The 14683-nt window shown below is 46.0% G+C and carries 10 protein-coding genes; 3 read left to right on the forward strand and 7 right to left on the reverse strand.

The window, feature by feature from the left end; translation table 11 throughout:
* Positions 1-42 precede the first annotated feature (42 nt).
* The 3 genes from ruvX to GFS24_RS12790 are packed head-to-tail and all read right to left on the reverse strand — an operon-like array spanning position 43 to position 1874.
* Positions 43-459, reverse strand: coding sequence for a Holliday junction resolvase RuvX (ruvX, locus tag GFS24_RS12780; protein WP_153659944.1), 417 nt, complete (start codon positions 457-459; stop codon positions 43-45).
* A gap of 4 nt (positions 460-463) precedes the next feature.
* A complete protein-coding gene (locus GFS24_RS12785) occupies positions 464-1336 on the reverse strand; it encodes a UbiA-like polyprenyltransferase (RefSeq protein ID WP_153659945.1) in 873 nt (290 codons plus the stop codon).
* A gap of 4 nt (positions 1337-1340) precedes the next feature.
* Entirely contained in the window at positions 1341-1874 is a 534-nt protein-coding gene (locus tag GFS24_RS12790) for an RNA methyltransferase (protein WP_153659946.1), read from the reverse strand.
* 54 nt (positions 1875-1928) lie between these two features.
* Between GFS24_RS12790 and mutS the strand changes: the two genes are divergently transcribed.
* Complete coding sequence (gene mutS / locus GFS24_RS12795) at positions 1929-4526, forward strand: DNA mismatch repair protein MutS (protein ID WP_153659947.1); 2598 nt, start codon at positions 1929-1931, stop codon at positions 4524-4526.
* Positions 4527-4869: 343 nt separating this feature from the next.
* Here mutS and GFS24_RS12800 read toward each other — a convergent pair whose 3' ends face one another.
* The 3 genes from GFS24_RS12800 to GFS24_RS12810 form a co-directional block, all read right to left on the reverse strand.
* Positions 4870-6576 (reverse strand): SusD/RagB family nutrient-binding outer membrane lipoprotein, encoded by a 1707-nt coding sequence (locus tag GFS24_RS12800; RefSeq protein ID WP_153659948.1) that lies wholly within the window; start codon positions 6574-6576, stop codon positions 4870-4872.
* Positions 6577-6595: 19 nt separating this feature from the next.
* On the reverse strand, positions 6596-9880 hold the full coding sequence (locus GFS24_RS12805; protein WP_153659949.1) for a SusC/RagA family TonB-linked outer membrane protein: 3285 nt from the start codon (positions 9878-9880) through the stop codon (positions 6596-6598).
* 534 nt (positions 9881-10414) lie between these two features.
* Positions 10415-11452, reverse strand: coding sequence for a LacI family DNA-binding transcriptional regulator (locus GFS24_RS12810; RefSeq protein ID WP_153659950.1), 1038 nt, complete (start codon positions 11450-11452; stop codon positions 10415-10417).
* Positions 11453-11745: 293 nt separating this feature from the next.
* On the opposite strand from GFS24_RS12810, the gene GFS24_RS12815 reads away from it, so the two are divergent.
* Positions 11746-12621, forward strand: a complete 876-nt coding sequence (locus GFS24_RS12815) for an AraC family transcriptional regulator (RefSeq protein WP_153659951.1) — start codon at positions 11746-11748, stop codon at positions 12619-12621.
* A gap of 37 nt (positions 12622-12658) precedes the next feature.
* Positions 12659-12901, forward strand: coding sequence for a hypothetical protein (locus GFS24_RS12820; protein WP_153659952.1), 243 nt, complete (start codon positions 12659-12661; stop codon positions 12899-12901).
* A gap of 137 nt (positions 12902-13038) precedes the next feature.
* Here GFS24_RS12820 and GFS24_RS12825 read toward each other — a convergent pair whose 3' ends face one another.
* Positions 13039-14655 carry a RagB/SusD family nutrient uptake outer membrane protein gene (locus GFS24_RS12825; RefSeq protein WP_253906440.1) on the reverse strand — a complete coding sequence of 539 codons (1617 nt, stop codon included), beginning with the start codon at positions 14653-14655 and terminating at the stop codon, positions 13039-13041.
* Positions 14656-14683: the final 28 nt, after the last annotated feature.

Here is a 14683-nt window from a genome sequence, read left to right on the forward strand (position 1 = left end):
CTGGTAAGTGATCAAAATTTGAACTGCAAAAGTAAGGATTTTTCAGCTTGTGGTATGCTGAAGGTATTCCTGAAGTATGATCGTTGCACTGATCTCATCCACCAAACCCTTATTCTGCCTGTCTTTTTTCTTCATTCCACTATCCAGCATACTCTGAAAAGCCATCTTTGAAGTGAAACGCTCATCTACTTTTTTCAGGGGCATATCCGGAAAATGTTTCTTCAGGATGCGGATGCACTCTTCCACCAATGCAGTAGCATCTGTGGCACTGCCATCCAGGTTACGCGGAAGACCGATCAGGATCAGTTCTACGGGTTCTGCTGCAAAGTATTTTTTGAGGAAGGGGATCAACTCATGTGAAGGAACTGTTCCCAGGCCACTGGCAATGATCTTCAGCGGATCTGTTACCGCCAGCCCTGTACGCTTTTTTCCATAATCGATGGCCATTATCCGGGGCATGATCCTATTGATTTAATATAAACATATCTGCAATGGCAAACAGGGCAAAAACCACGCTTGCAATACCGTTCGTTGTCATGAAAGCCAGGTTCACCCGGGAAAGATCGTTGGGTTTTACCAGCCTGTGCTGCATCAATAACATCAACATAAAAACACCGGCACCTATCCAGTACAACCAGTGAAAACCTCCCAGCAGGCCAATGGTGATGGCCAATCCGGCTGCCACGAGGTGTAATGCTTCTGAAAACCGCAACCCGCCTGCTTTTCCTAACCAGGTAGGAATAGAATGCAATTGCTGTGATTTATCGAATTCCTCATCCTGCAGGGCATAAATAATGTCAAAACCGGATACCCAGCACAATACGAGGATACTCAGCAAAACGGGCAGCACAGCAAAGTGACCTGTTACTGCCAGGAAAGCTCCAATGGGCGCAAGCGAGAGGCCAATACCCAGGATGAGATGGCATAATGCCGTAAAACGTTTGGTATAGCTATATCCCAGCACAACGAGCAGGGCTATGGGAGATAAAAAGAAACATAACGGATTGATGAACCAGGTTGTGACCATGAACAATGCCGCGTTGCCGATCACGAAATACAAGGCATTGGAAGCGGAAATAATGCCGGCCGGGATCTCCCTTTGTGCGGTGCGCGGGTTCTTTTTGTCGAAATCCGCATCCAGCCAGCGATTGAAGGCCATGGCGGCGCTTCTTGCGAATACCATGCAAAGTACTACCAGTAAAAGTTTCGACCAGTCGAAGGAATACCCTGCCCAGGTTACTGCCAGAAAAAATCCTATCATGGCAAAGGGCATGGCAAAAATAGTATGGCTGAATTTTACGAGCGACAGGTAATTCTGGATAACAGGTGAACGCATATGGCTAGTTTTCAGTTTTTAATTTACAGAACAGGTCCCAAATTACAATACCTGTGCTCACGGAAATGTTTAGAGAATGTTTCATGCCCAGCTGTGGTATCTCTATGCAACCATCTGCCAGTTTCATCACTTCTGCATCCACGCCGGATACTTCATTCCCAAATACCAGTGCCAGCGGCACTTCGGTTGGTTTAAAATCATCGAGCATCACACTTTGGGCGGCCTGTTCAATGGCGATAATAGTATATCCCTCTTGCTTTAACGCGTTCACGGCCTCTACGGTTGTGGGAAAATACTGCCATTCCACTGTTTCCGTAGCGCCCAGTGCTGTTTTCTGAATATCCCTGTGCGGTGGTACGGGGGTATAGCCACATAATACAATACCCTGTACTAAAAAGGCATCTGCCGTTCTGAATACAGACCCTACATTGTGCATGCTCCGTACATTATCCAGCACCAGCACCAGCGGGGTTTTATCTGCCGCCTTAAACTCAGCCACCGTTTTCCGGCCCAGTTCATGCATGTTCAATTTACGCATCCTGCAAAGATAGTTGAAGTTAGTTGATCTTGTCTTTTCTACTATATTTGCCGCATGGCTAAAAGCAAATCGGAAGAAACACCTCTCATGACGCAGCATAAGGCTATTAAGGCCAAATATCCTGATGCAGTGCTGCTTTTCAGGGTGGGAGATTTTTATGAAACATTTAATGAAGATGCTGTAATAGCTTCCAAGGTATTAGGGATCGTACTCACCAAAAGGGCCAATGGCAGTGCGGCTTATATAGACCTGGCGGGGTTCCCGTATCATTCGCTGGACACTTACCTGCACAAATTGGTGAAGGCTGGTCATCGCGTAGCCATTTGCGATCAGCTGGAAGACCCCAAAACGGTGAAAGGGATCGTGAAACGAGGGGTAACGGAAATGATCACTCCCGGTGTGGCAGTGAATGATAAACTGCTGGATAACAGCAACAACAACTTCCTGGCAGCGGTACATTTTGGACTGAACAACACGGGCGTGGCTTTCCTGGATATTTCTACCGGGGAATTTTTTGCTGCCCAGGGCAGTATTGAATACATCGATAAATTATTGCAAAGCTTCCGTCCTGCGGAAGTGATCTTTGCCAAACAGCAACAGAAACATTTCCGGCAAACATTCGGTTCCCGCTTCTATACCTACACCCTGGAAGAGTGGATCTTTACGAATAATTATGCCCGCGAGATACTCAATAAACATTTCCAGACGCATTCGCTCAAAGGATTTGGTGTGGAAGACCTTTCAGATGCAGTGATTGCTGCAGGTGCCACCATGCACTATCTGAAAGATACAGAACATCCCAACCTCCAGCATATCACTGCCATTCAGCGGATCGATCAGGATGATTTCCTCTGGATGGACCGCTTTACCATCCGCAACCTGGAACTGCTGCAAAGCACGGTGGAACAAGGGAAATCGCTCATCGGCACTTTAGATAATACGCTAACGCCCATGGGCGCACGTTTATTAAAACGCTGGATAGTGTTCCCCCTGCGGGATATCACCCGTATTCATGAAAGGCTGGATACGGTGGAAGACCTGATCAAAGAAGCAGACCGTACCAAGGCATTGCAACAGCATCTTAAATCTGTCGGTGACCTGGAACGGCTGGTATCCAAGATCCCGCTGCGGAAGATCAATCCGCGGGAAGTGATGCAACTCGCCCGTTCCCTGCAACAGGTGATTGCCGTTAAAGAATTATTATCCAATGCAGGCACTGTGCTTTTGCAGGAATTACATGGGCAATTTGATCCCTGCCCGGTGATCCTGGAAAAGATACTGGCTGAAATATCGGATAATCCTCCGGTGCTCGCTAACAAAGGTGGCGTGATCCGCGAAGGCGTACATGCAGAACTGGATGACCTCCGTGCAATAGCCACTTCCGGGAAAGAATACCTGTTACGTATCCAGCAGACAGAGTCTGAAGCTACGGGCATCCCTTCGCTCAAAGTGGCCTTTAATAATGTATTTGGTTATTACCTGGAAGTAACGAACACGCATAAAAATAAAGTGCCTGCTAACTGGATCCGGAAACAAACACTGGCCAACGCAGAAAGATATATCACACCGGAGCTGAAAGAATACGAAGAGAAGATCACCGGCGCTGAGGATAAGATCCATGTGCTGGAGATACAATTGTATGATGCACTTTTGCTCACTTTGCAGGAATACATCAATCCAATTCAGCGTAATGCACAAGCCCTTGGGCGGTTGGATTGCCTTCTCTGTTTTGCGTACAATGCTGTACAATTTAAATACCGCCGGCCGAATGTAACGGAGGCGTACTTTATAGATATCAAAGACGGCAGGCATCCTGTGATTGAACAGGGGTTGCCTACCGGTGAGAGTTATGTGACGAATGATCTCTTGTTACACCAGAATGAACAACAGGTGATCATCCTCACGGGACCCAACATGAGTGGTAAATCTGCTTTGTTGCGGCAAACGGCGTTGATCACACTCATGGCGCATATGGGGAGTTTTGTACCGGCTGCTGCTGCTGAGATCGGGTTGACGGATAAGATCTTTACGCGGGTGGGGGCTTCTGATAACCTCAGTGGTGGGGAGAGTACCTTCATGGTGGAAATGAATGAAACGGCCAGTATCATCAATAACCTTACTCCGCGGAGCCTGATCATCTTAGATGAGATCGGCCGTGGTACGAGTACATATGATGGCATCTCTATTGCCTGGAGTATCGTGGATTACCTGCATGATATGACGCCGCACCGGCCTAAAACATTATTTGCCACGCACTATCATGAATTGAATGAGCTGGAGAATAAACATAGCCGGGTGAAGAATTTTCATATTACCAATAAAGAGGTGGGGAATAAGATCATCTTCCTGCGTAAACTGGCGCCGGGGGGTAGCAGGCATAGTTTTGGTATTCATGTGGCGAAGATTGCGGGGATGCCGCCTCAGCTGATTGACCGGGCGAATGAGATCCTTTCGCAATTGGAGAGTCAGCATATTGCGGCGCCGATGGAGCAGATTGCGGCACCGGTGCATAAAGTGCAGCTGAGTATTTTTGATGCGCATAGTGATACTTTTAAGGATATCAGGGAGAAGTTGGAGTCTGTTGATATTAATAGGTTGACACCCGTGGAGGCTTTGTTGAAATTGAGTGAGATTAAGGATTTGCTGCAGTAGGCTTGCCGCGCTGGTTATTATAGTAAAAAAAGACACCTCCTTTTTGCTTTTGCAGAGACTCTGCCGCGCTGCAAAGGGCGGAGTTTTTTTTTCTTTTGGGGAAGGTTTTTTATTAAGGAGCCCTCTTTTTGTTTTTGCTGAGATTTTGCCGCGCTGCAAAGGGCGGAGTTTTTTTTCTTTTTAAGGGAAGGTCTTTATTGTAGGATTTTCCCTTTTTAGAGAAGTAGCTTTCTTACAATAAAAAAAGCCCCCTGCTGCAAAGGGCGGAGTTTTTCTCTTTTCTATTTAAAAATAAATTCAATAAAAAAGCCGTCTCCTTCGAGACGGCTTTCGTTTTTCAAGATCACTGTTTATCCCACCATACACGTCCGGTTAGCTGGTTAGGGCTGCCGTACTCACCGCTCGTTTGCATTTCAGCGAGGGCGTTATTGTAGTTCGTTGTGTTTAAGGAGTTGGGGATCGGTAACTGCCAGCGGCGAGGGATTGTGCCTTCTACGCCTCCTATCATTATTGGTTCCATGGGCAGGATGCCGCCTTTCTTTGGAATGCCTAACCTTTTCCAGCTGCCCCAGGCTTCCCATGGAGATTTGAAGTGGTTCAGGAAATTCTGGATACCGATCTTTTCTATCTTCTGTTCATCTGTTCCTGCGAAAGCGATATCTGCATTTTGCAGGTATGTATCTATTTCAGGAGTGGTGACAGCGCTGTATTCTACAACGCCGGCAATCTTACCCATAGCATCATAAGCCTGGATAGATGCTGCTACACCTTTATCATACCATGCCTTTGCATCCTGGCTGATAATGTTGCGTACAGACAGTTCAGACATCATAAAGCAGAGCTCTGCATAAGTAAGCAAAGGTTGTGTGTAGAAACCATCTGCACCACCATCTCCAGACAGATCAAAAAGCCTGTTCTGATATTGGGAGAGTGTGTCCACTGTTACATCTTCTTTTCTTCCACCTGCAAATACAAGGCTGTATGTTTTAGTACCAAACAGGTTGAGGTTTTCCGGAAGGGTTACTGCATCCGGGCTAACTGGCAGGCCAATATAACGTTGCGGATTGTAGACAGCTGTTTCAGGGAAACCACCACCCAGTTTGATGTAATCGAAACGTTCTTTCGTCATGCCATTCTGCTTGTAGAACAAGCGAAGGCGCGGATCTGTATGCATACGCAGGAAATCCAGCATATTGCGGCCGGCAGCGCTGGCATTATTTCCCTGTGAACCCCAGTTACCACCACGGGCAAAATTCTTACCGGAGATAAATTTCCATTCTTCTGCATTACTTGTATATACTCCACCAGCACTGGCCAATACATCATCTACTATCTGCTTCACTTTTGCCGGGTTACGTTTCAGCATACGCATCGCGATCTTTAAGCGCAGTACGTTGGCTGTTTTTGCGTAATTGGCAGTGGCGGTGTTTGCATCTGTGTAGAACATATCGTATGTGCCATAAGATATTTGTCCTGCGGCAGGTTTCATCAGTGAATCTACTGCACCTTTCAATTCTTCATCGAAGGTGGCAAACAGTTTTTCCTGGTTATCATATACCGGTGTGAAATTGGCTGTTTCGCGTGCTCTCAGTGCCTCTGTATAAGGGATAGAGCCATTCACATCTGTTACACGGAATGCAGCAAATGCTTTGTGGATACGTGCAATGGCTATCAGGTTCCGATATTGGCCCTGCTCCGCTTCCGGCATTTTGCCTACGATCTTTTCGATCTCTACCAGGTTACGACCGATGTTGGTGTAGAAAGTATTGTAGTAATCGTTCACATTCTGTGCGCCGAACATACCGGTTACATTTCCTGCAGGGAAGGCTACTGTGAACTGCATCCAGCGCATCAGGTAACCGTAGTTATCATAGTACCAATCGAAATCCCTGTCTACCATTGCCTTCTGGGAAGTGGTGATCATGTATTCCGGTGGCAGTGTGGGAGATACTTCCGGGTCTGTATTATATTCAGCAAAATCTTTTGTACAAGCACTCGCGAAAGTTGCGATAGCTAATACGCCGATGCCTAATTTATGTTTGATATTCATCGTTATCCTTTTTGAAAAATTAGAAACCAAGTTGAACCGTTATTGCCATGTTGCGGATAAAGGGAGCGCCGCCGTATTCAGAGAAAGCGAAGGTGCTGTTGTTACGCAAGCTCTCCGGGTTGATGTTGTCCGGCAGGTTGTTGAACAGGTAACCAAGGTTACGGCCCACCAGCATCACACGTGCTTTTGTCAGTTTCAGGCGTTCGATCATTTTAGCCGGGAAGGTATAACCGAGCGATACTTCGCGCAGTGCTACATAAGATGCATCAAATACAGAAGCTTCGCGGATCCCGATGCCCCACTCTCCTATCATGCTGTAATACTGATAAGGTGTTAAAGGATTTACGTAACCTTTATCATATGCTTCTTTATAGCTCATACCACTGATGTCATGTGTTTTACCGGTTGCAGTTGTTCCTTTCATACCTGCACCGAACACACCATCCGGGATCATACCATCGTTGCGTTGTGTTCCCTGATCATCTGTCCATGCGAGGCCACCGGAAGCAGCATCACGGCCAGGTAAAGTACTTTCCAATACACCACGGCCTGTTCCATATTGATGAGAAGCAGAGAAGATATCTCCTCCTACACGCGCCTGCAGCAATACGCTCAGGTTCCAGTTCTTATAAGTGAAGTTGTTACTCAGGCCGAGGTTGAAATCAGGCGTGATGTTACCTACTTCTGCATAACTGCGTTTGTATTGAACCGGGAAGGAACTGGATGATTCAATCACGGGTTTACCATTCTTGGAAGGATCGGTAGACACAAAAGGTGTGTAACCATAATTAGTTACCAGCACACCATATGGACGACCTACCTGTGCAATCACACGTACGTCCTGGTCATTCCCCATTTCGTAAGTGTTCACGCCGGGTGTGAGTTCAATGATCTTGTTGGTATTGCGGCTACCGTTCAGATTTACATCCCACTGGAAATTCTTGTTCTGAATGGGACGGCCATTGATGGCGATCTCAATACCCTGGTTCTGGAAATTACCGGCGTTGATGAATTTATTCTTCACGCCAGATTCTGTTGGCACATCCAGTTTCAGGATCTGGTCCTTGATGTTTGTTTTGTATAATGCTACATCCAAACCGATCCTGTTATTCAGGAACCTGATATCTGCACCTACTTCAAAAGAGTGTGCCATGGAAGGTTTCAGGTCTGCATTAGGATAGGTATCCTTGTTGTATGGATAATAAAGATATCCATCCCTTGAAGCACCAGTCCAGAGTTCTTCCATGATGTAACCACTGTTCAGCTGGTATGGATCAGTGTCTCCACCTACTACTGCGTATGAAGCTCTCAGTTTACCATAAGAGATCCAGGAAGGCAGTTGTGATTTATATGTTTCGGTGAATTCCCATGCGGCACTCACAGAAGGATAAAAGTAAGAGTAGTTACCGCCACCCATTGGATAAGCGAGTGCAGAAGACCAGTCGTTCCGGCCTGTTACATCCAGGAAGAAGGCATTCTTATAAGAAAGACTGGCAGCAGCAAACACAGAGTTGATCTGTTTACGGGCCAGTATTTTATTGTTACGGGTATCTACAGGGCCGGCGCTATTGCTTACGGTGAATTTTCCGGGGATCAATAAACCGTTAGTAGTTCTGGAACTGTATTGATTACCGATACCAGAGTTCCAGGTTTCAGCACCTACGTTCACATTCAGCGAGAAATCATCATTCAGCTTAGGTGTGAACATGGCCATACCAGTGAAAGTATATTGCGTTTTGGCGATACCAGAGTATGCATATAAACCACGGGAGCCGCCATAGTTAACGCCCCAGCCTAATTCACGACGATCGTCTGAATTCTGTTCATTACTGAAAGTTCCGCGTACCAGGAATTTCAACCAGTCGTTAGCGGTTGCATTGAGGGAGAGGTTACCCGTCATCAGGTTCTCTTTGTGTGTCCACCTGTCGTTTTCCAGTGCGAACCAGTAATCCGCGCCAGGATAAGATCCCAGGTAATCGTTCAGATCCTGCTTGCCTGGGTTTGGACCCAGGTAGCGGGCGCTCCAGTAAGCGGGATCGTAGTTACGCGGGAAAACATAGATCCATTTACGGCCGATGTTCTGGCTGGTATAATCACCACCTTGTGCGGTTGGATTGAGTGTCTTGGAAAATGCGTAAGTGAAGCCGGCATCCGCGCTGAGCCATTTGGAAATGATAGCGGAGGATTTCAGGGAGAAGGCATCTCTCGAGAATTTGTTGTTCGGCATTACACTGTTGTTATCCAGGTGGGAATAGGAAACGCGGAAGTTCGCTTTTTCGTTTCCACCTTCTACCGCCACATTCGTATTGGAATATTTTCCCAGCTGGTAGCCATCTGTGGCATTGTCCGGCATGGGGTTGAATGGAACTATATCACCGTTGGGGAGTTTTGCCATCTGGCCCTGCATTTTAGGGCCGAAACTGTTACCACCGGGAACGATCACATCATTTCCCTGTGCGTCCTTTGTAAATTTGCCATCTGTTCCGCCACCATATACATTTTGCAATCCAATCGGGCCGCGGTATACATGTTCGAACTGTACCGTCTGGCTGACATCTACACCAATACCTTTACGGGTTAATCCCTTTTTGGTGGTGATGAGGATGGCGCCGTTGATGGCACGTGAACCATATAATGCAGTAGCAGCTGCACCTTTCAGTACAGATACAGATTCAAAATCGTCCGGGTTAAAATTCTTCAGTACGTTACCGAAGTTCACGGCATTGTCCGCATCTTCATTTTCGAAGATCACACCATCAATAATAAAGATGGGCTGATCTTTACCGTTCAGTGATTTTGCGCCACGGAGTATGATACGGTTAGCAGCCTGCGGACCACCTGCAGCTCCGGAAATGTCCACCCCTGCTACTTTTCCCTGGAGGGCAGCAACGGGATTGATGGAGTTGGTGCGGGTGAGTTCGGAGCCTTTCAGTTCCGTCATGGCGTAACCAAGTTTGCGGGCTTCGCGTTTAATACCGAGTGCTGTTACTACTACTTCATTCAGATTTTTAGAATCTTCTTTTAGTATAACAGCCATCGGGCCCTCTCCTGCCTGTACTTCCTGGGCTGCGTATCCCATGAATGAAAATACAAGTGTTGCAGTCGCAGGAACGTTGATCCTGAAAGATCCGTCTGCAGTGGTTAATACACCATTCTGTGTGCCTTTTTCTTTTACTGTTACCCCTGGTAACAGGGTGCCGTTAACATCCTTGACCGTACCAGCAACTGATTTTTTCTCCTGTGCCCAAACGTGAGGGGCAAAGCAGAAAGACAGTAACGTGGCGAGAAGAATAATCCTGCGCATAGCTTCCTTAGATTTTAATTGTGACGTGAATGTGTACTCAATAGAAAATAGTTATCCATTATCGGTTGATAGCTGATACGCATGCATCAGCTGCAAGACAATACAATTTCATTACCGTAACGCAGGTTATTACGTACGGTGCAAATACAGGTTGATAAATGGGAGTGGCTTGATCTTTTTCTTTGTTTTCCGCATCTCCGTTATTTCATGGAACCTACTAATAAAACGATTTAGCATTCTACTAATAAAAAAAACCTGTGATCATCAACCGCAACACTTTCATTTTACACGCACAGATTTGGTTCAGAAAAACGAACGCATGCAAACTAGGAAATCTTGTTAAACGGGCAAAAGAAAATTTAACTTTTTTTTGATGTTGCGTTAAGATGACGATAACATTTTGCAAAATAATATCAGCGGAGGAGAATATTACATGAGGTGTAACTTATGGTAGTCGTGTATCGTTGGGCGTTATTCATGCATAAAAAAAGACCGGCATTTCTGCCAGTCTTTTTTTCAGTATTAATATTATTATTAACCTGCTATTACTTTCACGCGTTTGCTGCAACTCTCCCGTTTGATGAGTGTGGCGGGCAGTACTACCTGGTTTAGCTGGTGATCATTATTATTGAGTTCGTTCATGAGCACCTGGATCACATTCCGGGCAATATCATGGATCGGTTGTGCCACGCAGGTGATACCTGGGGTATGAAGACGGAACAGATCGTGATCATCAAAGCTGATGAGGGCAATGTCCTCTCCTATTGATAAGCCTAACTGTTTTATGCTTTCAATTCCGTAAACGCCGAGATAGTTGGTGGCGAAGAAAATGGCGTCCAGATCGGGGATGCCTTTGATGAAATCGGATATTTGATCTACGGCCTGTTCCCGGGTACCGGAAAAGGGGATCTTTTTGAGCAGTTTACGGGGGAAGTTGGCCTGTTGGGCTTTCATGGCCGCCGTAAATCCATTCAACCGCTCCTTCATCTGGATCTGTTCTGAGGTGGTAGTTACGAAGGCTATTTTACTATAACCCAGCTTCAGGAGATACTCTGCGGCATCGTAGGCTCCCTGGAAGTTGTCTACCATTACATAGTTGGTAGGGATCTGGGGGAGGTAACGGTCCATCAGCACGATGGGCTTCTTCGCATTCTTGAGCATTTCTATTTCCTTATCCAGGTTGGGTGTGGGGGTAATAATATACCCGTCCACCTGGCGATATTCCAGGACTTCCAGGAGTCCTTTGGCTTTGGCGAGATTGTCTTCCGTGCTGCCGTAGAGTACTTTATAACCAAACTTATCGGCTTCTTCTTCCACGATCTTGGCTACATTAGCAAAGAAGTGGTTGGCAATGTCCTCCACGATAAGGCCTATGGTTTTGGTTTTGCCGGTGCGCAAGCCTCTTGCCAGCTGATTTGGCTTATATTTTAGCTTAGCGGCCAGCTTCAGGATCTTTTTGCTCACCTGCTCACTGATCCTCTTTTCCTTGGCTTTGCCGTTCAGAACAAAGGAGACTGTAGTAGGTGAAACCCCTGCCTGCTTCGCAATATCTTTGATTGATATACCTTTCATGTGAGTTTTGGTCGTACGTGCTTAATCGATTTAGCACAGACAAGGTACGCAAAAAAACATAAAAGAGAAAAGAATTTTGGGGCTAGATGCCCTGAAATGGGGGGATTGAGGGAAAAGGGGCTTCCGGGAGGGTCAGGACTGCCAGCTGGAAAAAAACTTTACAATATTCTGAAGATAATAGGCCGGACTAGTATTTTTTTAACTTAAATTTAATAATTTGGCAAAATAGAATTTAAAATGGCAGAATTCCTCTGTCAGCTTTTTCATAGGACTAAAACAATCAAGGAAGCAATATGAAACCCATTCTGATAAAAGTGGGAGCCTTTGCCGACAACCAGATCACTATCATTGAACGTTGTGATCCGCACTTTAATACTCCCTTTCATTTTCATCCAGAGTGTGAACTGGTGTATGTTACCGAGAGTCACGGTAAGCGGATCGTGGGGGATAGCATTGAGAGCTTTGACGTAGGAGATATGGTATTCCTGGGGCCGAATATTCCACATGTGTGGTATAACGACGAAGGATATCATAAAAACGACGAATCGTTGAAGGCCCGATCTGTGGTGATCTACTTCCCTAAGGACATTTTTGGCGACAAGTTTTATGGTTTACCGGAAACCAAGGCCCTTACCGACCTCTTTCATCGTGCCCAACGTGGCATGAAGATCATTGGCAACACGCAGGATGTTTTGCGTAATGAGATCCTTTCTCTTCCTAAAAAGGAGGGATTGGAGCGGATCATTGCTTTGCTGCAGATCCTGAAAACGTTGTCTGAGACGAAGGATTGTTATTACCTGGCCAGTACGGGGTATTCACATGCTTATAATGTAAAAGATAATCATAAGATAGACGAGGTGTTTAAATATGTGATGAACAACTTCTCTAAGGAGATTTCCTTACAGGACGTTGCGAGTATCACGAACCTTTCGCCGCAGTCCTTTTGCCGGTTCTTTAAGAACAGGACGAAGAAGTCTTTTGTGCAGTTCCTGAATGAGGTGAGGATTGGGCATGCCTGTAAGCGGCTGACGGAAGAGGATTGGTCTATTGCGGAGATCGCGTATTCATGTGGGTTTAAGAACCTTTCTAACTTTAACCGGTTCTTTAAAGAGATTGTGGGGAAGACGCCGAAGGAGTATAAGAATGAATTGCGGTTGAAGGAGAATTGAGCATTTATCAACCAAAGATAGAAAGGCGTAGCATTGCATGCTGCGCTTTTTTTTTGTTTTGGTAGGGAGCTTGCCGCGCAGCAAAGGGCGGTTTTTTATTTTTTTTAAGGGGAAGGTATTTTTTGGGGAACTGGGAGCTTGCTGCAGCAAAGGGCGGTTTTTTATTTTTTTTAGGGGAAGGTATTTTTTGGGGAACTGGGAGCTTGCTGCAGCAAAGGGCGGCATTTTTGTTTTTGGGGATTGGTTTTTAAAAGAAGAAGAAGAAAGAACAAGCCGTTGAAGGGAGTGACACAACGGCGGATGATAGTAGTACTGAAGATGGCTGCATAAATTTTTCTTTCCCTTTATTTAAATAAAAAATAAAGCCGGCCCAAAAGGGCCGGCCGTGCATTTTAGATGAGCTATGTCTATTTATAATTATGGCTTGTCCCACCAGAGACGGGTTCCTCCGTTGTCTGGACCACCTAGTAAAGTAATGGCTCTTTCAACACCTTTCGCGTTTGTAGCGTACTCGGGGATCACGAAATTGATGCGGCGAACGAATGTGGCGGTGGGAATTTTTCCTCCGCTGTTATTCACTACAACCGGGAACAATTTAGGATAACCGGTACGGCGGAATTCTGTCCATGCCTCCTGGCCTTCCGGGAACATGGCGATCCATTTCTGGGTGATGATGCGTTCCAGCTTTCTTGCAGGGGCATCTCCTTCTTCCCAGCGAATAGTGATGGTGCTGAGATAAGGATCTCCTGCCGCTACATTGTTGGCGGCATTTTTGAGATCTGTGTATGGCGCGGCTTTGCTGGTATTATCTAAAAGATAAGCTGCAGCCTGGCCACCGATGCTATTTTGTTCAAAGGAGGTTTTTACACCGTTCTCATAATTTGTTGCTGCGGAACCTGCACCAGCCCAGCCATTCAGAGCAGCTTCTGCTTTCAGGAACCAGGCTTCTGCAGCTGTCATTACTTGTACCTTAGAAGGGAAAGTAGCGAGCCTGGAATAATCTTCGTACATTTTTGAAGGCAGGGCAATACCTGTTCTTACACCTTTGTAACCATCTGGTTTTGCTGCGGCAGTCTTAAAGTATAATTTGATACGGGGATCATTGTAACCAGTGAGGATAGACTCCATTGGCGCCCCCATCCTGATATCATTCCAGCTATCGCTGAATGCATTATAAGGATGTTCTACGGGTGCTATGTTGATACGGGCATCGTCTAACGGAACACTCATCAATCCTACAGGATTAGCCAGTGCGGCTTCTCCTTCCTGTTTCGCTTTTGCGGGATCTATTTTTGCTATGCGGATAGCGAGGCGCAAACGCAGGGAGTTAGCGAGTTTGATCCATGGTTTGTATGATCCATCATACGTGAGATCAAATTGAGCGAAGGGTTTCAGCGGATCGTTGGCTAATGGTGTTAAAGTTGTGATAGCTGAATTGAGGTCTGCAAAAAATGCATAATAGGCATCTTTCTGAGAATCGTAATCAATGCTTTTATCCGGATTGATGATACCAAATTTGGTATAGATGATCGGACCATAGACATCGCTGATGCGGTGCATGGTGAGCACTTTCAGGATCAGCAGCCATGCTTTGAAATCAGCAAACTCATTACCAGCTACCTTCATGATACGGCTGGCAATAGGCATTACGGCAATGTTTGGCGCATCGATATAAGAACCGTAAGCGCATCCCCACATTACCTGGTTCCAGCCATCTATCAGGTTATAGGTAGAATTATTATTTCCAAAGTTTCCGAATGGACCGGGTACTCCCATGTAACCGGAGTAGATATCTCCCTGCAGGTTCTGTTGTACCTGCATTACCCAGCCTGGTTGTACGGCGAATATATTAAACTGTATCTGGCGGAATGGCTCACCGACTAACCTGAAATCTGCTTTCAGTTCGTCTTTGCTCATTCCATATGGATTTGTATTGATACGCTCGAAATCCTTTGTACAGGCGCCAAGCAGAATAGTGCTCAGTCCTGCGATGGCCAGACTCCGGGTAAGTTTGTATTTAAACGTTCTCATCATTGTAAGTTTTTTGTTGTCAATACTTCTC

This window comes from Chitinophaga sp. SYP-B3965 (assembly GCF_009647655.1).
Classification (GTDB): domain Bacteria; phylum Bacteroidota; class Bacteroidia; order Chitinophagales; family Chitinophagaceae; genus Chitinophaga.

Coding starts and splice junctions, on each gene's coding strand:
- ruvX (WP_153659944.1), bottom strand. CDS start 459: ATGCCCCGGATAATGGCCATCGATTATGGAAAAAAGCGTACAGGGCTG.
- GFS24_RS12785 (WP_153659945.1), bottom strand. CDS start 1,336: ATGCGTTCACCTGTTATCCAGAATTACCTGTCGCTCGTAAAATTCAGC.
- GFS24_RS12790 (WP_153659946.1), bottom strand. CDS start 1,874: ATGCGTAAATTGAACATGCATGAACTGGGCCGGAAAACGGTGGCTGAG.
- mutS (WP_153659947.1), top strand. CDS start 1,929: ATGGCTAAAAGCAAATCGGAAGAAACACCTCTCATGACGCAGCATAAG.
- GFS24_RS12800 (WP_153659948.1), bottom strand. CDS start 6,576: ATGAATATCAAACATAAATTAGGCATCGGCGTATTAGCTATCGCAACT.
- GFS24_RS12805 (WP_153659949.1), bottom strand. CDS start 9,880: ATGCGCAGGATTATTCTTCTCGCCACGTTACTGTCTTTCTGCTTTGCC.
- GFS24_RS12810 (WP_153659950.1), bottom strand. CDS start 11,452: ATGAAAGGTATATCAATCAAAGATATTGCGAAGCAGGCAGGGGTTTCA.
- GFS24_RS12815 (WP_153659951.1), top strand. CDS start 11,746: ATGAAACCCATTCTGATAAAAGTGGGAGCCTTTGCCGACAACCAGATC.
- GFS24_RS12820 (WP_153659952.1), top strand. CDS start 12,659: ATGCTGCGCTTTTTTTTTGTTTTGGTAGGGAGCTTGCCGCGCAGCAAA.
- GFS24_RS12825 (WP_253906440.1), bottom strand. CDS start 14,655: ATGATGAGAACGTTTAAATACAAACTTACCCGGAGTCTGGCCATCGCA.